The 22,664-nt window shown below is 46.0% G+C and carries 19 protein-coding genes, 1 tRNA gene and 1 pseudogene; 14 read left to right on the forward strand and 7 right to left on the reverse strand.

Annotated elements, in window-relative coordinates:
* Nucleotides 1-37: 37 nt before the first annotated feature.
* The 8 genes and pseudogenes from QT979_RS03045 to QT979_RS03080 all read left to right on the forward strand — a co-directional run bounded on the left by QT979_RS03045 (nt 38) and on the right by QT979_RS03080 (nt 12,931).
* Nucleotides 38-706, forward strand: a complete 669-nt coding sequence (locus QT979_RS03045; RefSeq protein ID WP_333213169.1) for a glycosyl hydrolase 108 family protein — start codon at nt 38-40, stop codon at nt 704-706.
* A gap of 474 nt (nt 707-1,180) precedes the next feature.
* Nucleotides 1,181-2,311, forward strand: coding sequence for a serine/threonine-protein kinase (locus QT979_RS03050; RefSeq protein ID WP_333308070.1), 1,131 nt, complete (start codon nt 1,181-1,183; stop codon nt 2,309-2,311).
* A 596-nt stretch (nt 2,312-2,907) separates the two neighbouring features.
* Nucleotides 2,908-6,366 (forward strand): PAS domain S-box protein, encoded by a 3,459-nt coding sequence (locus tag QT979_RS03055; RefSeq protein ID WP_333308072.1) that lies wholly within the window; start codon nt 2,908-2,910, stop codon nt 6,364-6,366.
* Nucleotides 6,367-6,784: 418 nt separating this feature from the next.
* Nucleotides 6,785-8,056, forward strand: a complete 1,272-nt coding sequence (locus QT979_RS03060) for an FAD-dependent hydroxylase (RefSeq protein ID WP_333308074.1) — start codon at nt 6,785-6,787, stop codon at nt 8,054-8,056.
* A gap of 157 nt (nt 8,057-8,213) precedes the next feature.
* Nucleotides 8,214-8,573: pseudogene (locus QT979_RS28945) on the forward strand (DUF6972 family protein).
* Nucleotides 8,536-8,814 carry a hypothetical protein gene (locus tag QT979_RS03070; RefSeq protein WP_333308078.1) on the forward strand — a complete coding sequence of 93 codons (279 nt, stop codon included), beginning with the start codon at nt 8,536-8,538 and terminating at the stop codon, nt 8,812-8,814. Before QT979_RS28945 ends, QT979_RS03070 begins: the two are co-directional and overlap by 38 nt.
* Before the next feature lie 308 nt (nt 8,815-9,122).
* Nucleotides 9,123-9,800, forward strand: a complete 678-nt coding sequence (locus QT979_RS03075) for a DNA-binding response regulator (protein WP_333308080.1) — start codon at nt 9,123-9,125, stop codon at nt 9,798-9,800.
* Between the two features lie 80 nt (nt 9,801-9,880).
* On the forward strand, nt 9,881-12,931 hold the full coding sequence (locus QT979_RS03080; protein WP_333308082.1) for a CHAT domain-containing protein: 3,051 nt from the start codon (nt 9,881-9,883) through the stop codon (nt 12,929-12,931).
* Here QT979_RS03080 and QT979_RS03085 read toward each other — a convergent pair.
* The 5 genes from QT979_RS03085 to QT979_RS03105 all read right to left on the reverse strand — a co-directional run bounded on the left by QT979_RS03085 (nt 12,928) and on the right by QT979_RS03105 (nt 15,245).
* Complete coding sequence (locus QT979_RS03085; protein ID WP_333213144.1) at nt 12,928-13,308, reverse strand: hypothetical protein; 381 nt, start codon at nt 13,306-13,308, stop codon at nt 12,928-12,930. The two genes, QT979_RS03080 and QT979_RS03085, sit on opposite strands and share 4 nt — an antisense overlap.
* A gap of 240 nt (nt 13,309-13,548) precedes the next feature.
* Nucleotides 13,549-14,136: a hypothetical protein gene (locus QT979_RS03090; protein ID WP_333308085.1), complete on the reverse strand. Its 588-nt coding sequence runs from the start codon at nt 14,134-14,136 to the stop codon at nt 13,549-13,551.
* Nucleotides 14,133-14,702, reverse strand: a complete 570-nt coding sequence (locus QT979_RS03095) for a hypothetical protein (protein ID WP_333308087.1) — start codon at nt 14,700-14,702, stop codon at nt 14,133-14,135. The genes QT979_RS03090 and QT979_RS03095 overlap by 4 nt, the downstream gene beginning before the upstream one ends.
* A gap of 21 nt (nt 14,703-14,723) precedes the next feature.
* Nucleotides 14,724-14,936 (reverse strand): helix-turn-helix domain-containing protein, encoded by a 213-nt coding sequence (locus tag QT979_RS03100; RefSeq protein WP_006634859.1) that lies wholly within the window; start codon nt 14,934-14,936, stop codon nt 14,724-14,726.
* Nucleotides 14,937-15,161: 225 nt separating this feature from the next.
* Nucleotides 15,162-15,245 (reverse strand) — tRNA-Leu (locus QT979_RS03105).
* Between the two features lie 228 nt (nt 15,246-15,473).
* Here QT979_RS03105 and accC point away from each other — a divergent pair.
* Nucleotides 15,474-16,829, forward strand: coding sequence for an acetyl-CoA carboxylase biotin carboxylase subunit (gene accC / locus QT979_RS03110; RefSeq protein WP_333308089.1), 1,356 nt, complete (start codon nt 15,474-15,476; stop codon nt 16,827-16,829).
* Nucleotides 16,830-16,889: 60 nt separating this feature from the next.
* Here the strand turns inward: accC and QT979_RS03115 are convergent, their stop codons facing one another.
* A complete protein-coding gene (locus tag QT979_RS03115) occupies nt 16,890-17,174 on the reverse strand; it encodes a YggT family protein (RefSeq protein WP_006634856.1) in 285 nt (94 codons plus the stop codon).
* Between the two features lie 124 nt (nt 17,175-17,298).
* Between QT979_RS03115 and psbX the strand changes: the two genes are divergently transcribed.
* The 4 genes from psbX (at nt 17,299) to QT979_RS03135 (ending at nt 21,636) form a co-directional block, all read left to right on the forward strand.
* Complete coding sequence (gene psbX / locus QT979_RS03120) at nt 17,299-17,418, forward strand: photosystem II reaction center X protein (RefSeq protein WP_333041933.1); 120 nt, start codon at nt 17,299-17,301, stop codon at nt 17,416-17,418.
* Nucleotides 17,419-17,699: 281 nt separating this feature from the next.
* Nucleotides 17,700-18,509 (forward strand): Ycf66 family protein, encoded by an 810-nt coding sequence (locus QT979_RS03125; RefSeq protein WP_333308090.1) that lies wholly within the window; start codon nt 17,700-17,702, stop codon nt 18,507-18,509.
* Between the two features lie 440 nt (nt 18,510-18,949).
* On the forward strand, nt 18,950-20,074 hold the full coding sequence (locus QT979_RS03130; RefSeq protein WP_333213137.1) for a redoxin domain-containing protein: 1,125 nt from the start codon (nt 18,950-18,952) through the stop codon (nt 20,072-20,074).
* Between the two features lie 110 nt (nt 20,075-20,184).
* Nucleotides 20,185-21,636 carry a DVUA0089 family protein gene (locus tag QT979_RS03135; protein WP_333213136.1) on the forward strand — a complete coding sequence of 484 codons (1,452 nt, stop codon included), beginning with the start codon at nt 20,185-20,187 and terminating at the stop codon, nt 21,634-21,636.
* Nucleotides 21,637-21,711: 75 nt separating this feature from the next.
* Here QT979_RS03135 and QT979_RS03140 read toward each other — a convergent pair whose 3' ends face one another.
* Nucleotides 21,712-21,852: a hypothetical protein gene (locus tag QT979_RS03140; protein ID WP_333213135.1), complete on the reverse strand. Its 141-nt coding sequence runs from the start codon at nt 21,850-21,852 to the stop codon at nt 21,712-21,714.
* On the opposite strand from QT979_RS03140, the gene QT979_RS03145 reads away from it, so the two are divergent.
* Nucleotides 21,844-22,464 carry a pre-peptidase C-terminal domain-containing protein gene (locus tag QT979_RS03145; RefSeq protein WP_333213134.1) on the forward strand — a complete coding sequence of 207 codons (621 nt, stop codon included), beginning with the start codon at nt 21,844-21,846 and terminating at the stop codon, nt 22,462-22,464. The two genes, QT979_RS03140 and QT979_RS03145, sit on opposite strands and share 9 nt — an antisense overlap.
* The last annotated feature ends 200 nt before the right edge of the window (nt 22,465-22,664 follow it).

The following is a 22,664-nucleotide window of genomic DNA, read 5'->3' on the forward strand; positions in this document are numbered from 1 at the left end:
TTTTAGCGGAATTACGGGCGATCGTCACAGAGAATTTATGAGCGACAAGCAAGCGACACAGCGCCAACATAAGATCAAGTGGAAACCAAACCTCCTGCTGGGGATACTCTTGTTAACCTTAGCAATCCCCTTACCCTTTGCCCAAAAGACTTTCGCACAGCAGCAGCAGACAGCCAGCTTTCGGCAGAAATTATTTCAAACTGCTCTTTATTTCACCCTATATTTTGAGGGTGGATTCAGCAATCACCCTGCCGATAAGGGCGGCAGAACTTATCGGGGCGTCTTGCAAACGGAATACAACGCCTACCGCTACAGTCGTGGGCTTCCGCCCCTTGACGTGACGCAGATGTCGGAAGCAGAGCTCCTAGAAATTTATAAATATTACTGGGATTCGAGCCTCTCGGGCACGATGCAGCCGGCTTTGGCGATCGTCATGTTTGACACCGCCGTTAATTTCGGTATTAATAACTCAATTACCTTTCTTCAGCAAGCATTAGGATTGCCACAAACGGGAGTTTTTGACCCGCGCACCAAGGAAGCGCTGAAAGGGGCAAATAACAGAAATACCGCGCTGCAAATGATTAATGAACGAATTATTTACCGCTACAAAAGGGTGCAAGAAGATCCGACTCAGATGGCTTTTTTCCGGGGTTGGCTGAGTCGCGATTACAGTTTGTGGGGCTATGTGAACAAGATTAAGAATTAACAGTTAACTGTTAATAAGCAGGCGCGAATCTAATTTTTACTATCTTGTTTCTTTAAACTATTGTCGGGTGGCCAGGAGCGCCCGCCCGATAATTCCCATCTCAATGCACCACAGATTATCATGTCGGCTTAAATAACCCTTATATAGCAATCCTTGCAGGAGTCGTAAATTTTTTACTCCACCCCAACCCTCCCCGAACCCGCTGGGAGTCCGTAAGAAATTCACAAATGATGCGAGGATTGTTATATCTCTAAGCTCCTCTCTGAGAAAAATCAGTTTATTCAACTTAACACATCAACCATTTGTCAAGTAAATGAATTTCATATAATTCACAATCTTGATTCATAAAAGTCATATTTATCAAGATATATTTCACCAATCAAAAAACCTAGTAAATTTTAACCCAACCGTCTATAACAGAAATATAAAAACCAAATGTGTTGCTGCTGCACAACTAACTTAAGCCATGAAACTATGACGGTAGAAGAAGCAATAATTTTTTTGGACAATCTGGTATACGAACAAACGGAAAAACACCTGAGTCGGTTGCAACAGTCGATAATTCGAGGTGTTGTAGGGGGTTTGACGTACCAAGAAATTCAGCAAAACGATCCGATCGCCCGCGGGTACACAGTGGGCTACCTGGGGCGGTATGTCGGCTACAACTTGTGGAAAGACCTCACCAAGGTACTGAAGCAAGCAGAAATTATTGGACAAGAAGAAAGAGTAGTCGGAGCAAATCTTTGGGACTGCATCATGAGAGCTGTACAAAAAGGCACACAACCAGCTAATTCTGTCGATCCCATGTTGCAAAAGCTGCTGCGGATGCGTTACCGAATTAGAGAACATTTGGTGAACACCGAGTACAGCGATACCTATCTGGCTGAAGATGAAAATTTGCCCGATCGACCTTTGTGCCTCGTCAAGCGCCTGAAAAGCCAGTCTGAGAGAACCAGCCAGTTATTCGATCGAGAAACGCGGGTTTTATATCGATTGGGCCAACACGATCGGATACCAGAATTGTTAGCTCGTTTTGAAGAAGATGGATATTTTTATTTAGTCTATCAATTCATCGAAGGGCAACCCTTGTATCAAGAACTAATCGAAGGTCAACCCTGGGAAGAGCATCAGGTTATTGCTTTGTTGAAAGATATCTTGGAAGTGCTTGTTTTTGTTCACAAACAAGATGTAATTCACCGCGACGTTCACCCTCAAAACTTAATCAGGCGCACATCTGATAACAAAATGGTATTAATTGATTTTGGGGCCGTTAAAGAAATCAACACTTCACAAAACAGCATCGGTCAAACGAAATCGCGTGGCGGTACTCAGCAAGATTATATTCCCCCGGAACAAGCCATCGGTTCCCCGAAATTGTGCAGTGACATCTATGCTGTCGGGCTTATGGGGATTCAAGCCTTGACAGGAATGCGCCCGAAACAACTCAGAGTTGATAATTTAGGGAATCTCATCTGGCAGAAAAATGCAACTGTCACCCCGGAGTTGGCTTGCGTTTTAGACCAGATGGTGCTGTACGCTTTCCCCCAGCGTTACCCGTCAGCAACCGAAGCTTTGGAAGCACTTCAAAACTTGGGAGTTAGTTGACTGTTGTCAGTTGTCAGTTGACAGTTGACAGTTGACAGTTGACAGTTACCAACTCCGACTTTAATATCCCCTATGATAGTCCCTCTCTGTTGGGACTTTGTTTTTGTAGTAGCGGTTTCAACCGCCGAGTCTTCTCTGTTGTGCCACATTTCCCACAGCCATAGCAGCCGATTTACAATGCGAGTGATCTTGTTGCACAGTGATTCATCCGCTACCATTAGCCCTCGATATACTGAGTAAAAACACTCCGTCTTGCCGATGATTCGGCCGCCAATTTCCGAAATCGAAGGGACAACGAACAAGGAACAAGGAATTTTTTATTAAAATTTACACATAAAAAATTAGTCAATTCTGCCGAATGCCTTCTACATAAGAGCCTTAAACCTTCATTTGACGATCTCTCTAAAGTTAGATAAAATAATTCATATTTTATGATTAGCAGCTTTGAGAAAATCTTAAGCAGCTTTGTATAGTAGGCAACACTATCACTAGAGTGTTTATTGTTACCTTAGATACGTAGAAACTAAATAATTAGAGGGATCGAGAAATTGGAAGTTTTTGAACGAGCACAACAACTGCAAAGGCCCTCAACCCGAATGGCTGCTGTCGAGTCTTTTTCCAAAAAAGCGAGTATTGCAGTAATGGCGATCGGCTGTACAGTCCTTTTGGGTTGGATATTCGATCTGCAAATCTTAAAAAGCATTCTGCCCGGACTCGTGACGATGAAAGCCAATACTGCGGTCTGCTTTATTTTGGGCGGGTTTTCTCTATTCATCCAACAGATCCGGCGTGCCAAATTAACAGCAAGAAAGCCTCAAAAAAATTACAAAAATTTAATTTTAGTATCCTCATTTTTAATTATATTAATTAGCCTATTAACCCTAGTTCAATATAGCTTTAATTTAGACTTAGGCATCGACCAACTGCTATTTAAAGAAAGTTACACATTGAGAATCACCGGAACACCAGGACGCATGGCACCGAATACTGCTGGTGCTTTTTTATTGCTGGGAACAGCGCTGCTGCTGCTGTCAGAACGTCGGCCTAAATACCTGCGGATTCAAATCTTAAGCTGTTCAGCATTTTTAATTGCATTTACGGGTTTGATAGGCTATTTCTACGACAAAGCTTTATTTTACCAAATTGGCAAAAATACAGGCATGGCTTTGCACACCTCCGCAGCATTTATGTTGCTGAGCTTCGGCATTTTATTTGCCAGTCCAGAGCGAGGATTGATAGCAGTAATGACGAGCGATCGCGCGGGCGGCATCATGGCGAGGCGCTTGTTGCCACGGGCAATCATTATCCCGCCTTTAGTCGGTTATTTGATCCTATCGGGAGAGCGGTTACAAGCCTACACGCCGGAGGTAGGGATATCGCTGTTAAGCGTATTGAACGTGATTATTTTTACAGTTATGATTTGGCAGAATGCCAAAACTCTCTGCACCGCCGACCGGAAGCGCTATCGAGCGGAACTGGGACTGAGGAAAGCTAAATCTGATTTAGAAAATCAAGTTGAGAAACGGACTCTCCAACTGCAAATCACCAACGAGCAATTGCAGCAGCAAATTTTCGACTCTCAAACAACAAAGCAGGCGCTTCAAAAAAACTACAACCTGTTGATAGCAGTCATCAACAGTACGCCCGCAGCCCTATTTGTCAAAGATACTCAGGGTCGTTACTTAATGCTTAATGCTGCGGGAGCCAGTATAATTGGCAAGTCTGTAGACGACATTATCGGCAAAGATGACAGCGAGTTATTTCCGCCAGAAATTGCGGGCAATATTAGGAAAACGGATCGCCCAACTCTGGCAGCGGGAACAACGGAAGCCATCGAAGAAGAGCTGCCAGTTAAAGGAAATTTGCGGACATTTCTTTCTACAAAAAGTGCTTACCGGGACGGACTAGGAAATATTAGCGGTATAGTTACCATCGCGCGGGATATTACTGAAAGCAAAAAAGCCGAAATCGCCAACAGAAGTCTGGCAGCAATTCTGGAAGCAACCCCCGATTTTGTAGGTACTTACAACCTCGAAGGACGCGCCATTTACATTAACAAAGCCGGCAGAAAAATGGTGGGTATAGACGAAAACGAAGATATATCCAAGCGACAAGTTCTAGAATTCACGGCAGCGTCAGACTACAGCACTTTGAAACAAGCGATCGCCACCGCTGTTTCCGAAGGCTTTTGGAGCGGAGAAACAGCCTTCGTGTCAGCATCGGGACTCGAAATTCCCGTCAGCCAAGTCATCATATCCCACTCCTCACCGGACGACAAACTCACATACATTTCGACGATCGCCCGCGACATCAGTGATCGCAAACACGCTGAAAAAGCCCTGCAACTGTCTCAAGCTCGTTTCGCCGGCATTGTAGAAATTGCCGACGACGCGATTATTTCCGTGGATGCTGACCAAAAAATTATCCTGTTCAACCAAGGTGCAGAAAGGATTTTCGGGTGGAGTGCAGCGGAGGCGATCGGGCAATCCCTGAGCCTGCTGTTGCCCGAAGCTTTTGCCACCCCTCAGAGTCACCTCGTCAGCAATTCCGGCGACAACGTTCAACAAGCCCGAACAATGGGCAACCGCAAAGAAATTTTCGCCCGCCGCCGAGACGGTACGGAATTTCCCGCCGAAGCTTCTATTTCCAAACTCGAAGTGGCAGGCGAAATCATATTCACAACTATTTTGCGCGACGTGACAGCCAGCCGAGAAGCGGAAGAATCCGTGCGTCTGAGCGAGGAAAGATATCGATCGCTGGCAATGGCCACCGCACAGATGGTTTGGATGACAGACGCTAACGGAATCGCCGAGAAACCTGAGCCTGATTGGATAGCTTATACGGGCTTGAGTTCTGAAGACAAGGACTTCTGGATAAAATCAGTGCACCCAGAAGATCGCGATCGCACAATACAAGCTTGGATGCGGGCAATAGAAACAAAAAGTCTCTACGAAGTCGAGCATCGGTTGCGGGCTGCAGACGGCAGCTACAGAAACTTCTGGGTGCGGGCCGTCCCCATTTTGGCCGCCGACGGCAGCGTTCGCGAGTGGGTGGGAACTCACACCGACATTAGCGATCGAGTCCAAGTTTTGGAAGCACTCAAGCAGTCCGAGGGACAGTATCGATCGCAAGCAGCCGAGCTCGAAAAAGCTGTCCACGAGTTGCACCAAGCACAAACTCAACTAATTCAAACCGAAAAAATCTCTTCTCTCGGGCAGCTAGTCGCCGGCGTCGCCCACGAAATTAACAATCCGATTAACTTCATTTACGGCAACATCACCCACGCCAGCCAATACGCCGCAGACTTGCTCGGTTTGCTCCATCTTTACCAGGAAAAATACCCAAATCCCGTCCCAGAAATTGTAGAGGCAGCCGAAGATATTGAAGTTGATTACTTAATGGAAGACTTTACGAAGATTTTGGAATCAATGAAAGTAGGAGCCGATCGCATCCGCGACTTAGTTGTATCCTTACGCAACTTTTCCAGACTCGACGAATCGCAGATGAAGCGAGTAGATATTCACGAAGGAATCGAAAGCACTTTGCTAATTTTGCAGCACCGGATCAAAGCTAATGTACTTCGTCCCGCGATTGAGATTATCAAAGAATACGGCAGTTTTCCACCAGTCGAGTGCTATGTAGGTCAGCTCAATCAAGTATTTATGAATCTTTTAGGAAATGCGATCGACGCCCTCGAAGAGTACAACAGTACTCATTCTTCAAAAGAAATATATGCTCACCACAACAGAATTCGGATTAGCACGATTGCCAATTCAGACACAGTAACAATTCGCATTGCCGACAACGGGATGGGAATCCATCAAGAAGTCATTGGCAAATTGTTCGACCCATTTTTTACTACTAAACCCGTCGGCAAAGGTACAGGCTTGGGACTGTCAATCAGCTATCAGATTATAGTTGAAAAGCACCGAGGCAAATTGCAGTGTATTTCCACGCCTGGGGAAGGTGCAGAGTTTGTCATCGAGATTCCCATTTGCCAGGAAGTATCAGCGCTGGCTGCCGAAAACACAAAGGAAATGGTCAATCTATTTTAGATTTTAGATTTTAGATTTTAGATTGAAGCATTGACCCCACGGATAAATTCGGGGGCTCCTTTATCGGATACAGGTTTTTTATTTCTGGGTACTGAGTCTGCTTTCGGAATGAATCCGGGTGCTTGTATCCTGGATGCTTTCGGTCATGAGTCATTAGTCATTAGTTTCAGGGCTGACTCATTGGGGGGGGCTAGAAACCCGGTTTCTAGGAGTTTTCCGTTTAGTGACGAGAAATATAGGAAGAAACCGGGTTTCTGAGTTAGCGAGTGCATCCAGGACTTGCATTTGGAGCTCGTAGTCTGAAAACCTTGATTTTCAGGGATGTCGATAGTCTACTCTTCTCGATCGCCCTAAATCGAAATAATTCTTTACAATAAAAAAGTAACAATCCAATTAACTTTGACAAAATCCCTTGAAAATGCCTGTAAACGAACTTTCTCCCACAACAGCCTCCACGCAAACACCGATACTCGACTTTGACATAGCCATCGTCGGAGGCGGCATAGTCGGGGCCACCTTAGCCAGCGCCTTAAGCGATTCCGGCTTAAAAATAGCAATAATTGAAACCCAACTCCCCGCAGCAGCAGCCTCCAAAAAACAAGCCTATGCAATTACCTTACTATCAGGAATGATTTTAGAAGGCATCGGCGTGTGGCAACAAATCTTGCCGCAAATTACCACCTTCGAGCAAATTAGCCTCTGCGACGGCGACTATCCCGGTGTCGTCGAATTCCACCGCCCGGATTTGGGAAATACTGGCAAATTGCCTGTACCAAAATCAGCTTTAGGTTACGTTGGCGAGCACCGAGTCCTGCTGTCAGCTTTGCACGAATGTTTGGCAAAAAACCCGAATTTTAGTTGGGTTTGTCCGGCGGAAGTAGTGGAGGTAAAATATTTAACCGATTGCGCGGAAATAGAAGTCAAACAAAACGGCGAAACTCGGACAATTCGCACCAAATTATTAGTCGCCGCCGACGGTTCGCGATCGCGCATCCGCACCGAAGCCAACATCAGCACTCGCGGCTGGAAATACTGGCAATCCTGCGTTGCTATCACTATTAAAGCAGAAAAACCGCACAATGATATCGCTTTTGAGCGCTTTTGGCCGAGCGGCCCGATGGGAGTTTTACCATTACCTGGGAACCGTTGTCAAGTAGTTTGGACAGCACCGCACGCGGAAGCAAAAGCTTTGCAACAAATGGATGAAAAAGAGTTTTTGACTTTGTTGGAACAGCGAACGGGCGGGCTTTTGGGGCGTTTGGAATTGGAGAGCGATCGCTTTTTATTTCCGGTGCAGTTAATGCAGAGCGATCGCTACGTTTTGCCTAGATTAGCACTAATTGGCGACGCAGCCCACTGCTGCCATCCCGTGGGCGGCCAAGGATTAAATATGGGTATTCGAGACGCAGGGGCGATCGCCCAAATCTTGCAGCAAGCGCACCAAAAAGGCGAAGACATCGGCGATTTGCGAGTATTGAAAGGGTATCACAACTGGCGGAAAAAAGAGAATTTAATCGTGTTAGGATTTACCGATTTTCTAGACAGATTATTTTCTAATACTTGGCTGCCAATTGTAGCATTTCGCCGCTTTGGATTGTGGTGTTTACGGACAATTCCCCCAGTGAGGTTTTTAGCCTTGCGCTTGATGACAGGCTTGATGGGGCGGCCGCCGGAATTAGCGCAAAATTAGGTTTTTACACCCGCCCACCATCAAAGAAACCGGGTTGTTTCCAAATCTTTGCACTGTCACCAAGTCTGTCGCAAAAACCCGGTTTCTGGCCACCCGTGGTTCCAAGACTAAACTAAATTCATCGATGAATGGTATATAATTAAGATAGAATAGAGTTATGAGTGGAATTGACCATGAAATTACTCTAGAAACTCGAACCAGTCTCATTGATAAACATCTCCCCGGAACCCAAAAAGCCCAAAGTGAATTTGAAAGCGAAGGAATCGTCCATCTCTTTAATGATAGAGAAACAATGGAAAGAGTGGCCGCATAAATTAAGCTAAGAGGGGAACGCACAGGAGAGGACGATGTAGAGGACAATTATGAACGCTATGGATTGTACTTTTCAGAACCAATTGGTTATATACTGAAAGCAGACGGTACTCAGCTACCACTAAATTACGGTGAAATAAAGATTAAAAAAACTACAGGTAAATACCATGTCATACCTCGCACAAGACCCCGCACAAGCTACTAAAATTAGTCAAGAATCAGAGCAAGAGACTGAGTGGGAGTTTGCGGAAATCTGGGCGGATACTCTGATATCTCCTCCTTATATCCTGATGTTAGTCAAGGAAATTTCAGGAAAATTTTGCATCCATAACCCGGCACAAGACTATAAAGTTATCTTTACCACTGACAATTACGAATCGGCTAAAATGTGGCTACTAGAGGATGAATATGAGCGTTTGAATAGTCGGATTTTACACGAAGTATAAAGTAAAGTGGTGTCACCCACATCCGCCAAGGGTTGAAACCCCTGGCTAATAGCGAAATTCGGTTGAAACCGACTGAAAATTCGAGATAAAAATGAAAAACTCTTTAGTTCTCTTCAGAGGACTTTCGCTATGAGACAGGGGTTTCAACCCCTGGCGGACTATCGGGCTAACCGAGGTTTCTGGGCGATCGCACCATCAAAGAAACCGGGTTTTTTCCTCAATCTTTGCAATGTTAGGAAGTTGGTCGCAAAAACGCGGTACAATGATCGACTCAGATCAAACCCAGCCCTGACGGCAATAGAAAAACCATGCAGCCCGAACAAGAACAAGAAATTCTCAACCTGCGCGATCGCCAATTAACGCCCAAACAAATTGCCCGAAAGTTAGGATTGAAAGCATCCGAAGTCAGTACCTTTCTTCAATCTCATGCAGAACAAACAGCCCTCGCTAGCGCCGAAAAAGGAGAGTTATTGCCCGTTGCTCAATGTCTCGTGGATGTAAATTTTGCGAAGGTATTGTTGGGAAATGAAACCTCTGAAACGAGCGGTTTGGGTTTAGTGGTGGTGACTCGTTCCAAGGGATACAATCGTTTTGTTACAGCCTCTTATTTGATCGACTACTGGTGTTTGGGAGTCAAGGATGTCATCCCGCCACGTAACTGCAACGATAGCCAATATAAAAAATTCGTTCAGCTTTCTTACTCGCAGTTTATGCAAGAGTACGAGGAGATTAGTTTAGAGCAAGCACAAGCCCTGGTTTGGGGTGCGATCGCCTATGCCAAAACATTAGGCTTTGAACCGCATCGCGATTTCGAGGAGTCGAAGGCTCATTTAGGAGAATTAACCAGCGAAATCGGCTTGAAATTCGGTCGCAATGGACAACCTTGTTATGTTGAAGGGCCTTACGATAATACAAAGAAAATCATCAATACGCTTAGAGACTCTGTGGGAGACGGTAATTTCGATTACTTGTTCGGGATGGGGTAAAAATTGATACGGGGGAGCGTCAACCGCCAAACCACCAATCATGGTAAAATAAACATCGGTGTTACTGACAACTCCCCACAATGGAAGAAACCCGCGCCCAAGCTTATCAGCAATTGGTTGAGACACTCCTGAATTGCCCCAAAGGTGAGGAACAGCAGATTGTACAGGCTAACTTAGAATTGGTAGATTCGGGGTTTCTCCAAGTTTGCGAGGTAGTAGCAGAAAACTTGGCAGAGGAAGGACAGGAAAATCACGCTAATTTTTTACGAAATCTTGCCAGTCAGGTAGGGCAATTATTGGGGATGAATAATGAGGGAGATAGCGATCGCTCTGAAATTGAAAATTCACAAGAGTATGAAAACTTTATCCTAGACTTATTGCAAGCAGAAGAAGATAGCAATAGCGATATTAAAGTAATTTACCCGATGCTGGACGGGCGGCAACATCTCCTCAATGACCGTTTTGCCGATATTTTACAGCAAGTGGCCCGGAATTGGATTGCCGAACATCCCGAAGCAATTGGATCTATTCTCTGCTTCATTGGAAACTTGAGTAATCATATTAGTAACTTTCCGCTGGGGAAAAGAGCGAATAATCTTGAAATTGCCATTACTGGTTATCAAATACTTTTAAATAATTCTGAACCGGGAAGCGAAAAATGGGCAAGGACGCAAAATAATCTGGCAGTAGCCTACACTTACAGAATCAGGGGAGAGAAAGCTCAGAATATCGAACTAGCGATCGCATCTTGCACTGCTGCATTAACCGTCTACACGCGCGATGCCTTTCCCGAAGATTGGGCTATGACGCAAAATAATCTGGTAATTGCCTACAGTAACAGAATCAGGGAAGAGAAAGCAGAGTATATCGAACTGGCGATCGAATATTTCACTGCTGCATTAACCGTCCTCACCCCCGATGCCTTTCCCGAAGATTGGGCAAGGACGCAAAATAATCTGGCAATTACCTACAGTAACAGAATCAGGGAAGAAAAAGCAGAGAATATCGAAGATGCGATCGCATCTTTCACTGCTGCATTAACCGTCTACACCCGCGATGCCTTTCCCGAAAAATGGGCAATGACGCAAAATAATCTGGCAGTAGCCTACACTTACAGAATCAGGGGAGAGAAAGCTCAGAATATCGAACTGGCGATCGCATCTTACAACAAGGCATTAGAAGTACGCACCCGCGATGCCTTTCCCCAAAATTGGGCAACGACGCAAAATAATCTGGCGGCTGCCTACTGTAACAGAATTAGGGGAGAGAGAGCAGAGAATATAGAACTGGCGATCGCACTTTATCACAAGGCTTTAAGTATTAGCACTCGCGAGGCTTTCCCACAAGAACATACAGAGACTTTATCTAATTTAGGTAATTTTCACCGAAGTAACCAGCAATGGCAACTCGCTTATGATACTTACGCCCGCGCGATTGAAACAGTAGAATTTTTACGGGGTGAGATTCAATCTGGGAATGAAAGCAAACAGAAATTAGCGGAAGAATGGAATCAACTCTATCTGGGCATGGTAGAAGTCTGCATCCAACTGAAACGCGACACCGAAGCTGTAGAATACGTCGAACGCAGCAAAGCCCGCAACCTTGTAGAACTCTTTGCCAACCGTGACATCAAACCTAAAGGCAATATCCCCGAAACTGTTCTCAACGAATTGTCGCGCCTCGGTCGAGAAATTGAGGCCGAACAGCGACAACTGGAAATCGAACAGATAAACCGTAACAGTAATGGTGCCAGAATATTGGGAGAACGCAGCCTCACAATCGACAGCCTAACCACTAGCCGCGATTCTACTCATCTCACCAAATTGCGTAAACAACTCGATGAATTGATTGCTCATGAAATTACATCAATTGATCCTGATTTTAGCCTAACCCAAAAAGTTAAGCCCATCCTCTACAAAGACATTGAAACTCTGACAGGTGAAAACACCGCTATTCTTGAGTGGTACATCATGGGCGATAAATTTCTAACTTTCATCATCACCCCACAATCCCCAACACCAATAATCTGGCAATCTTCAACAGCAGACTTTCAAGCCTTGGTAAATTGGGATAACGAGTATCGGAAAGAGTATAAAGAGATAAAACCCCAATGGAAGCAAAAACTAGCCTCCCGCCTCCAAAACCTAGCTGAGATTTTGCATCTTGATGAGATTTTAAAGAATATTCCGAAACCGTGCGATCGACTGATTTTAATTCCCCATCGCTTCCTGCATCTTTTCCCCCTTCATGCGTTGCCAATCTCCCACGAAAGGGAGTTTGAAAGCGGATGCACCGATGAAATCGATTCTTCTATCACTGTATCCCTTTCCAAATCCGAATCGTGCCTTCTCGACTTATTCCCTGGTGGAGTCAGCTATGCCCCCAGTTGCCAACTACTGCAACAGGCGAAACAGCGACAACGCCCTAATTTCTCTCACCTATTTGCTATTGCCAATCCTACCAAAGACCGCTACTTACTTGAACTGCAAGCCGCTAACATCCGTCACAAATTCAAGTCTAATGATTTCTTGGCAAAAGATGATGCTAATAAGAACGCAATTCTAAACGCGAAACTCAGCTTTGCCAACTGCGCCCATTTCGGTTGTCACGGCAAGTTCGAGCCTGACTCGCCTTTGGAATCATCCCTGGTATTCGCCAATAAAGAACGTTTGACGCTGTTGGAAATCTTTAATCTTGACCTAAATCAATGTCGTCTTGTCACCCTCTCCGCCTGCGAAACTGGATTGACAGAATCCAGAACCAGCGATGAATATATCGGCTTACCTTTCGGATTTCTCTTAGCAGGTAGCCCTAGCATGGTCAGTACCCTTTGGAAAGTGGATGAACTCGCCAGCACTTTGTTACTGATTCGGTTCTATGAAAACCTAGAAACTCTATCAACGGTTACTGCTCTCAATGAGGCACAACAATGGCTGCGGAATCTGACCTCAGAGGCGCTTGAAGCATTATTAAAATGCCTCAAACCGCAAATCGATCAAACATTTAAACTGTTGCCCAAAAAAGAACGCACACGCTTTGTTAATGCTCCTCTGGAAGGCGCACTGAACCGCAAGCCGTTTCCTTTTGCTGATCCTCATTACTGGGCTGGCTTCACTGCGATCGGCGTTTAGCAATCCTGACAAAAATTGTCCAAATTTTTCGTGCTTATGTAAATAAGTACCAGTGTTAATGGTACTCCTGGGTAAACGCCAGCAGTTATTAGCGAACCCAATGCAACAGCAAAACCTTGACTCAATACGTCTTTAAAGGCTTGCGTACAAATATGAGGACGTAATTTATCGGCTGCTTTTTCTAACAAGCTAGGCTCATTTGGGTTTCTTGCATCTAGATCGTTGTCTAATTCTCCTGACTTAATTGCTAAGGTTTCGGCTGCATATTCTAAATCGCCTTCACACTCTTCAAGTACATCAAGATCTTTTAGAGCATCGGGATATTCTTGTAATTGGGAGCGATACTGTTCAATTTCTGCTTGGGTAACGGTAGTCATTGGGATAAGGGCGATCAAATAAATGAGTAATTCTTATTTTGCCATAATTATTGTACTTCTTTTGTGTAGAAACCCGGCGGTTGAAACAGCAGATAGACAAACAAAGAAACTTCATCCCTTCTTTAGTTCCATTATAGTTAATTTCTTAGGCGGTGGAGTCTTGGGAGGAGTTGCTTGGCTGATTGCTCGTAAAGTGTTAAAACTATCATCCGCGCAGACAAGTTTACCTAGTTCCGAAAATCAACCTCGCTCTATTGATGTGTAATCTCCCTCTGCTTTCGGGTTAATTGCATTCAACCCATCGCCCGAATCAATATCTAGTCGATCTAAAGTTCTCGCATCTAGTTCCAGCAAAGGCATGATTTGGTCGTATTTCTGCCATTTACCTCTAGGAAAACCCCCAACAGCAAAATCAAAAAATCCATGTTCCATAGAGAATATGCCACCGCGTTCATACATTAGGATTAGCGGTTCGTAGGGTTCAGGTAGAGTAAATTCACTGACTTTTGGTGAATTTTTCGCGCTATCCCAATGAAGGAACCACTCGCAGGTTTTCTCAATAATACCCGCCACATAAAACGGTGTCTCTGTGAAATGAGTCTTAAGCACTTTAACCTTAGTTTCATCGGCATCTAGAGAATCAATATGAGCAGCCACATCAAAAAACGGCCATTCATCCGTACAATCTAAAGCCTTGGCCCACAGCGCAGCACGTCTCAAGTATTCTCGCAAAAGGGCAATGTGAGAGTTAACGCGACTATCGTCTGGCTCCCATTTAATTGCTAAAATTCGCTCTAGTGCAGTGTCGGTAATTGTTTTCGCAGTCATATTCTTTCTCTAATCGCTTCAAGCAACTCATCAAGATTCGAGAGGTTGTCCGCAAGCATCAGTCCTTCCGCTGACTTACCTATTATGTTAACCCAGTGGGAAAATGGATTGGGCTGGCTGGTATGAGGAGCTATATCGTGTGCTCCGAAATTATCCGGGGTTGGCCAGTTGCCAAAACCATACATGGGATGCTCTATCCAAGCTTTAGGCGATCGATAAGGAAGTCCATCGGCCATTAGTGCTTGCTCTATATACTCATGGGCTATCAACCGTTTAAACTTGCTAAGTTCTCTCGGTTGTAGCTCACCATTTTTTGCACTTATCCATAAATCAGCAATCTCACCATCGGGTGTAAAATTACCTCGGACATGACTAATAGTATTTGTCTCATCATTGGGAATGTCAAGCTCGTGTTCCTTGATAAATATGTGTTCTTTTACTTGGCGGATAATTTGTTCAGAAATCTCTAGATAATTAGCTATTGTATATACATCATCCGTCATGGCGATAATTTCTGCATATTGACGGATTTCTTTCTGATTAGCCTCCCCAAAATATTGTGGCACTATCCAACACCATTCTCATTATTATTCTTTAACAACTTCCATCAACTCCTCAATCAAAACATCGAGGGTGCGAGCTATCTTTTGAATGGATGTGATATCAACCGTTGCTAGTCCTTCGGATCGAGCATAGTGCCTGACTGTGCTGTACGGAACCTCCGATCGATCGGCAACATCCTTTAGCGTCCATCCTTTTTCGTCAGCCAACTCTCGGATTCGGAACCTAACTAACCCCATTCTACTTGACAAACGATAAGTATCTATGTTTTTAATTCAAACACAATAGTCGATCGACAGTTAAAGAGTATTTTGTATGGTGCGGATCTGTCAGAAGTTCGATCGCACTTAAAGATATCTGATGAATCCGCACCCTACGTTACTCGATCGACTTTCTAGAAAAACCACTCAATATAAAACAACTGCCGACAGCCAAAACTGTCAACAGTTGTTTTATATATTCAATGCGGATGGCGAGACTCGAACTCGCAAGGACATATTGCCACACGCACCTCAAGCGTGCGCGTATACCAATTCCGCCACATCCGCTATTTCTGGCAATCTCCGGGATTTTTGCGTTACGAGTTAAAGATTTACAGGTTGAGGTTCCTGACATTTAACTTGTGACTTGCCCTTTGAGACCGCCGATTTACAATCATAGCACCACTACCAGCAAAATGTAAAATAAATTTTTGTGAACAATTTCTGGAAAACGATTATCCAGAACATACCGAAAGGCATTATTGTACAGAATATTGAGTGAATTAAGCAGCGAAGATGGGGTTCTCGAAAATTTTAATCGCTAATCGGGGAGAAATAGCTCTCCGCATATTGCGGACCTGCGAGGAAATGGGGATTGCCACGGTCGCCGTACACTCCACCGTAGATAAACACGCCTTGCACGTCCAGTTGGCAGACGAAGCCGTTTGCATCGGCCCCCCCACCAGCAGCAAAAGCTATTTAAACATCCCCAACATCATCGCGGCCGCCCTGACGCGCAACGCAGCAGCCATTCACCCCGGTTACGGCTTCCTCGCCGAAAACGCCCGATTTGCCGAAATCTGCGCCGACCATCAAATTACCTTCATCGGGCCGTCTCCGGCAGCAATGCGGGCGATGGGCGACAAATCCACTGCCAAAGAAACCATGCAGCGAGTGAAAGTCCCCACAGTTCCCGGTAGCGACGGATTGCTGGCGGACGATCGCGAAGCTTTGTCGATCGCCCGCGACATCGGCTATCCTGTGATGATCAAAGCCACCGCCGGCGGTGGAGGCCGCGGCATGAGGCTAGTTAGAGAACCCTCGGAACTCCCCAAACTATTCTCAGCAGCCCAAGGCGAAGCCGACGCAGCCTTCGGCAACCCCGGACTTTACCTCGAAAAATTCATCGAAAAACCCCGGCACATCGAAATCCAAATCCTCGCCGACAACTACGGTAACGTCATCCACCTCGGCGAGAGAGATTGTTCGATTCAGCGCCGACATCAGAAACTCCTCGAAGAAGCCCCCAGCCCAGCCCTCAGCCAGAAACTGCGAGATCAAATGGGTCACGCCGCCATTGCCGCTGCCAAATCCATCAACTACACGGGTGCGGGCACTGTCGAATTTTTACTTGACAAATCGGGCAAGTTCTACTTTATGGAAATGAACACCCGCATCCAAGTAGAACATCCCGTCACCGAGATGATTACAGGCCTCGATTTGATTGCCGAACAAATCCGCATCGCCCAAGGAGAAAAACTGCAAATCAAGCAAAACCAAGTCATTCTCAACGGCCACGCGATCGAGTGTCGCATCAATGCTGAAGATCCCGATCGCAATTTCCGACCCCACCCCGGCATAATCAGCGGTTATTTGCCTCCTGGTGGCCCCGGCGTGCGGATGGACTCTCACGTCTACACCGATTACGAAATACCCGCTTACTACGATTCTTTAATCGGTAAAGTAATTGTATGGGGGCGCGATCGACCAACAGCCATCCGCAGGATGAAACGGGCATTGCGGGAATGTGCTATCACCGGCGTTCCTACCACCCTCAGCTTCCACCAAAAAATCCTCGATTCCCCCGAGTTTCTCAGCGGCGAAGTTTACACGAATTTCGTCGAACAGTTCTTGAACCAAAACAGTCATTAGTCAGTTGGCAGTTGGCAGTTGGCAGTCAACCGCCAACAGTCAACAGTCAACCGCCAACTTCTACATCATCATTGTCAGTAGCCCCTGCTGACCGAGAATCATTTCTCGCAGCAAGCTACAGATACCCACCCAAATAATCGGCGTAATGTCCACCCCGCCGATCGGCGGTACAATCTTTCTAGTTACGGCTAAAAAAGGTTCCGTCGGCCAAGCAATCAGACTCAACGGCAACTTGCTCAGGTTCACCTCGGGATACCAAGTCAGGACGATCCGAAAAATAAACAGCAAGGTCATCACGACTAGGACAGATCCCAGAATCCAACTTGCAACGGTAATACCAGTCATGGGTCTTATCTCGAAATTTTAAGTTTTGTTAAGTCTGCTATTCATAATTTTAACCGTTTCACAGGTGCGATCGAAAGTATAAAATTAATAAAAATCAAATTGTTGTAACAAAGGCTTTGAATCTATGACTCCTTCTCTCGCGAACTTTTTGTACAGCCTGCTGGTGGGCGTGACAGTGGTAGTGATTCCAGCAACGATCGCCCTGATCTTCATCAGCCAAAAAGACAAAATCAAGCGCACCTAAAAAGTCAGCGGGTTTCTAAGTCCGGCGCTGCAAGTCAATTTTCGGCTACACGTCGGGCATTTCCCCGATCCGAGAAACCTCGGCTGCCAGCAACTGTCAAGGCAAAACCTTCGGTTGACTGCCAAGCTGAGGTTTTTTCCCGTTAAACTCATTATTATACTCACTTACCAAGCTGAAACCCTGACCGGACGCTGCCCCAGAAAGCACAGTCGGGCTGACAGACTTAATGATAGATGTAAAATCTAACTCGCTAACATAGGAAAGACATAGGAGATAGGCTAATGGTCAATTTAGGATTGAACTGGAGCAGCCTGTTAGGGATTATCCTAGCAGTAGCAGGGGCAGGACTGTATTTTCTGCGATCGTGGCGTCCCAAACTAGCCCGAGACCACGATATTTTTTTTGCAGCAGTCGGCTTGCTGTGCGGCGGTATTCTGTTATTTCAAGGATGGCGACTTGACCCAATTCTGGCATTCGGTCAATTTCTGTTGACGGGTTCCGCCATATTTTTTGCAGCAGAAAGCATTAAGCTGCGAGGAGCGACCACAGCCCAAGCCAAAACTCGCGCCCAATACGTAGATGAAGAGCGACCGGTCAGCAACGCTTACGGTTACGAGGGCTACGATGCCGAAATGGAGCAGCTAGAACCAGAGGAAGACTATCCGCCGCGTCCCCGCATCAGAGGCAGCCAAGACTACCGTTCCTCTCGGGAAGCCTACGACGACGAACCTCGCCGCCGCCCCTCGAATCGCAACGGCAGCGTTAACACCGGACGGCCCGACTCGCCCGATCGATCCTCGCGCAAACGTCCCTCTCGCCCAGAAGCCCCGCCTGCCCAAGAGTCGGACAACTGGGACGTTTCAGACAACCCCGAAGAAAGACCGACCCGCAGCCGCAGCAGTCGCCCCCCTGCTTCGGAAAACCGCAGTTCCGATACGCCGCCGAGAACCAAAAAACCCCGTCCTACGGAATCATCCAGGTCTCGCCCCAGCAACCGCGACGTGGAAGCACCGCCGTCAGACTACGTGGAGTATCGACCTGTAGAATACCCGGAAGACCAACCCGATAATTCCCCCAGTTTCGACAAATAGGCAAACACTAAGTAGATGGGTGAAACTAAACTTTTATCGTGCCAGCCGGCGAAAAAATAAGTTGCGTTTATTGATGCCCATCTACTTATTCTCAGATATGAAAGTGATTAAAAAGACTGTAAATTGCGAGGGTGAAAACCCAGACCAACGGAGATATACACAAAGAAAAGCTAATCTTTTTCAAAGTTATTTTGACAATCAAGCATCCAGGATACCCGCCACGTGATTCATCCGTCCAGAAATAAAAAACCTGTATCCGAGAAACTTCCCCCCGAATTTATTTCGCGCAAGTCAATGCTTCAATTCTAAAATCTAAAATCTAAAATCTAAAATCTAAAATCTAAAATCTAAAATCTAAAATCGATTGGCCTACCGAACCTGTGGAACTAATCGACAGCATAATAATCTAAATATAAAATCCCAAATCTTAAATCAGCAAGATGCCATTACTCGAAATAGGAGATCCGGCTCCCTGGTTTTCCGTTCCTTCTACAAATAACCCCTTATTTCATTTCCCGACTGTTGGCGGCCGGCGAGTCGTGCTGTTTTTCTTTGCCAGTGCAGCTTTTGAACAAATCCAAGTTATCCTCAAAAGCTTTCAAGAGCTTTCAGAAGAATTCCAAAGCTTGCAAGTACCCAGGTTCGGAGTGAGCGTTGACCCAGCAGACAAAGAACAAAACAGACCAACAACAATTGCTCCGTCATTCATATTTTTCTGGGACTTAGACAAAAAAGTCAGTCAGCAGTATGGTGTTTTCCGAGAGGTCGAAGAAAATGGAGTTGCCGGAGTTCACTATTCACCCCAAACTTTTGTACTCAACGAAAACCTTCAGGTAATTAATATTTTGCCGATGGGCGAACCGCACCAACACGCCCAGCAAGTATTAGATTTTCTCAAAACTTTGCCCCCGATTGAGGAAGGGCGACCGGCAACTCCTCACGCCCCGGTGTTGGTAATTCCTAATGTTTTGGACAAAGCATCTTGCCGCAGTTTAATCGATATGTACAAAACTCACGGTGGCAGTCCTTCGGGCTTTATGAGGCAAATAGGCGGGAAAACAGTTGGCTTGCACGACGACACTTTTAAGAAGCGCCGAGATTTCTTTATTGAAGACCCGAAGTTACAGCAGCGATTGAATTCGATTATTTTGCGCCGGGTGCGGCCGGAAGTAGAAAAAGCTTTTCAGTTTACAATTACCAGGTTTGAACGGTACTTGATAGGTTGTTACGATGCTGACAGCGGCGGTTATTTTCGCCCACACCGCGACAACACTAGCAAAGCTACCCTGCACCGCAGGTTTGCGATGACGCTAAACTTGAATGTGGGAGAGTACACGGGGGGATTTTTACGGTTTCCAGAGTACGCGCCACACGGTTATAAAGGGGATTGTGGCACGGCGATTATTTTTTCGTGTTCTTTGCTGCATGAAGCGACGCCGGTGATTAGCGGCCAGCGTTTTGCTTTGCTGTCTTTTTTCTACGGCAATGAGGATGCTGCGGTACGACAAGCTAATTTTAAGTATTTAGCTGCTGATTCAGATTCCCGAATAGGAGAACCGGCGTGAGGAATGTCACTACCGTGGTGCACGTCCTAAAATAATTAGAGAAGGTAGTTAGGGGTTAGCCACAAAACCTAATTCCTAGCTACCGATCGCTAAATACTAAATCGATCGCCATGAATTTCAAACTTCTAAGTTTAGCAGTATCGGGAATTTTAACGGTTGGGGTTGCAGCCAGCGCCAGTGCGGTTGTTACGACATCCCCTGTGCGGCAATCAACAGATTTAACGGAATTTAACTCGGTGCATTCCCAGGGTGCGATCGCCCAAACTGTCGAAGAACAAACCAATATTCGAGTCTACGAAAAGGCTAGTCCGGCGGTTGTTACAGTCGATACAGATAAATCTAACGGCAGTGGCACAATTATCAGCCCCGACGGCATGGTGTTAACGAACGCCCACGTTGTTTCGGCAGGCGGTACCGTCAATATCATTTTGTCAGACGGCAGAAAACTTGTCGCCGATGTCATCGGATTCGGCGAAGAAGGTCTAGACTTAGCCGTGGTTAAGATTCGCGGTCAAAACAATTTGCCCACTATTCCTGTAGCCCGTCCAGGTTCGGTGAAAGTCGGGCAACAAGCATTTGCGATCGGCAATCCCTTCGGTCAATTTCAAGGTACTTTTACAGTCGGAATCGTCAGTCGCATCGACCAGCAGCGGGGCTTAATTCAAACCGACGCCGCCATCAATCCCGGCAATTCAGGAGGCCCGCTGCTAAACAGTTCAGGAGAATTAATCGGCGTCAATACTTCTATTTTTACTCGCGGTCGGGGTGGAGGTAATATCGGTATCGGTTTTGCAATTTCCGCAGACAAATTACCCGCTTTCCTGACAGCGGTGCGAGAAGGGCGGGCTCCCCGCGTGGCTCAAGCCCGATCGCCCTTTGGTGGCAACAAATCACCTCAAAAAGTTGCGTTAAACGGGCCCGCCGTTAGCGGCCTCCTCACCGAGAAGTCTAGCGTTCTGCCCACAGACAACAGCTTTTTTGACCTCTACTCGTTTGAGGGAAAAGCGGGCCAGCAAATCACCATAGAAATGAAAAGTCAAGAAATTGACCCTTATTTAATTTTGCTCGGGCCCAACCAGCGCGAAATCGCACAAGACGATGACGGGGCCGGCAGTAAAGACGCCAGAATTACAGTCAGGTTGCCAGCAGACGGGACTTACACGTTAGTGGCAAATTCCTACCAAGCTAAGCAGTCAGGGGCTTATACGTTAGAACTGAAAGCGAGTGCTCCTACCGCGCCTTCTCGGGCGATTTTGCAAGAAGAAGGCGCTTTAGTCGCAGGAGGCCCAGTATTGCCGTCTGACAACAGTCTGTATCGAGAGTATACTTTTGAAGGTCGATCGGGTCAGTCTGTAGCCATTTCCCTCGAAAGTACAGATTTCGATCCCTATGTGGCTATCTTTGACCCTAACGGCCGATTAGTGGCAGAAAATGACGATGAGAGCGATTCGACTAAAAATGCGTTTCTGACCGTTACTTTGCCCGCTACGGGTCGCTATCGCGTAATTGTCAATGCTTACGATGCTTCGGGTCGGGGTCGTTACACTCTAACAGTCCGGTGAAAATGGGTAATTGGGAATTGGTAATGGCTAATTGGGAATTGGTAATTGGTAATGGCTAATTGGGAATTGGTCGAATTATTTTTCCTGCTTCCTTCCATCCGTTAAATCCGTACATTGCTCGTTGCCGAACTTCCTTCTTCCATCCGTTAAATCCGTCGAGCGAATCCGTTGCCGAACTTCCTTCTTCGTTGCAAACCGAGGTAATTCATGCGTCAAGTTAGATTGTGGGCGATCGCGCCAATTGCTCTGGTAGCTACTTTTTCTGGCAAAGCGACTGTCTCGCCGCCAGTTTCAAATTTAGGTGGAGTTGCTAACAGTAGTTCCACCCTCATTTCAGCAGAATTTCCTCAAAATTTAACTGATGCGAAGCCTGCTGAAAAGGGTGTTTTAGCTCAAGCAAGTCCCAACCCGTCGCCATCACCACAAAGTTCGCCAACTCAGAGCCCTACTGTAGAACCTCCGCGGAGTCCTGATGCGGGTTCATCTAAAATCATTTTAGAGCAAAACGGAGAACTCAGCCCTGCTAAGTCTTCTGTACTGCCCTCAGACAGCAGTTTGTACGACGAGTATACCTTTGAAGGCACTCAGGGTCAGAAAGTGATTATTACCGTAGAAAGTACCGAGTTTGATACTTATCTCGCTATTTTCAACTCCCAGGGCGAGCTACTTGGAGAAAATGATGATGCAACGCAGCAAAATTCCAATTCAGAGATTTCTGTTACCTTGTCTGCGAATGGTCGCTATCGCGTCATTGTCAATGCTTACGATCCGCCTCCAAAAGGTAGAGGCAAGTACAGTTTGACCGTCCGTGAAACAACTGGAAATTAGTTGGAACGAAACTTGGCAGTCAGGGCACGGCATTGCCGTGTCCCTATAATTCAAGGACGATCGCACTACAAGCAACTGCGATCAACTTTGGTAAATTCATATGTTTGTATGGTATCGGCTCAATAAGTAGGGGTAGGAGAGAAAAAAAGTAAGCAGAGTACACAAAGTGTCATAAAATAGGACACATGACGCAAAAGATT

It is taken from the genome of Microcoleus sp. w2-18bC1 (assembly GCF_036700365.1).
Taxonomy (GTDB): domain Bacteria; phylum Cyanobacteriota; class Cyanobacteriia; order Cyanobacteriales; family Microcoleaceae; genus Microcoleus.

What these genes read in the sequence shown, in the direction of transcription:
- QT979_RS03045 (WP_333213169.1), top strand. Translation starts at nt 38, where the DNA reads ATGAGCGACAAGCAAGCGACACAGCGCCAACATAAGATCAAGTGGAAA.
- QT979_RS03050 (WP_333308070.1), top strand. Translation starts at nt 1,181, where the DNA reads ATGACGGTAGAAGAAGCAATAATTTTTTTGGACAATCTGGTATACGAA.
- QT979_RS03055 (WP_333308072.1), top strand. Translation starts at nt 2,908, where the DNA reads ATGGCTGCTGTCGAGTCTTTTTCCAAAAAAGCGAGTATTGCAGTAATG.
- QT979_RS03060 (WP_333308074.1), top strand. Translation starts at nt 6,785, where the DNA reads ATGCCTGTAAACGAACTTTCTCCCACAACAGCCTCCACGCAAACACCG.
- QT979_RS03070 (WP_333308078.1), top strand. Translation starts at nt 8,536, where the DNA reads ATGTCATACCTCGCACAAGACCCCGCACAAGCTACTAAAATTAGTCAA.
- QT979_RS03075 (WP_333308080.1), top strand. Translation starts at nt 9,123, where the DNA reads ATGCAGCCCGAACAAGAACAAGAAATTCTCAACCTGCGCGATCGCCAA.
- QT979_RS03080 (WP_333308082.1), top strand. Translation starts at nt 9,881, where the DNA reads ATGGAAGAAACCCGCGCCCAAGCTTATCAGCAATTGGTTGAGACACTC.
- QT979_RS03085 (WP_333213144.1), bottom strand. Translation starts at nt 13,308, where the DNA reads ATGACTACCGTTACCCAAGCAGAAATTGAACAGTATCGCTCCCAATTA.
- QT979_RS03090 (WP_333308085.1), bottom strand. Translation starts at nt 14,136, where the DNA reads ATGACTGCGAAAACAATTACCGACACTGCACTAGAGCGAATTTTAGCA.
- QT979_RS03100 (WP_006634859.1), bottom strand. Translation starts at nt 14,936, where the DNA reads ATGGGGTTAGTTAGGTTCCGAATCCGAGAGTTGGCTGACGAAAAAGGA.
- accC (WP_333308089.1), top strand. Translation starts at nt 15,474, where the DNA reads ATGGGGTTCTCGAAAATTTTAATCGCTAATCGGGGAGAAATAGCTCTC.
- QT979_RS03115 (WP_006634856.1), bottom strand. Translation starts at nt 17,174, where the DNA reads ATGACTGGTATTACCGTTGCAAGTTGGATTCTGGGATCTGTCCTAGTC.
- psbX (WP_333041933.1), top strand. Translation starts at nt 17,299, where the DNA reads ATGACTCCTTCTCTCGCGAACTTTTTGTACAGCCTGCTGGTGGGCGTG.
- QT979_RS03125 (WP_333308090.1), top strand. Translation starts at nt 17,700, where the DNA reads ATGGTCAATTTAGGATTGAACTGGAGCAGCCTGTTAGGGATTATCCTA.
- QT979_RS03130 (WP_333213137.1), top strand. Translation starts at nt 18,950, where the DNA reads ATGCCATTACTCGAAATAGGAGATCCGGCTCCCTGGTTTTCCGTTCCT.
- QT979_RS03135 (WP_333213136.1), top strand. Translation starts at nt 20,185, where the DNA reads ATGAATTTCAAACTTCTAAGTTTAGCAGTATCGGGAATTTTAACGGTT.
- QT979_RS03145 (WP_333213134.1), top strand. Translation starts at nt 21,844, where the DNA reads ATGCGTCAAGTTAGATTGTGGGCGATCGCGCCAATTGCTCTGGTAGCT.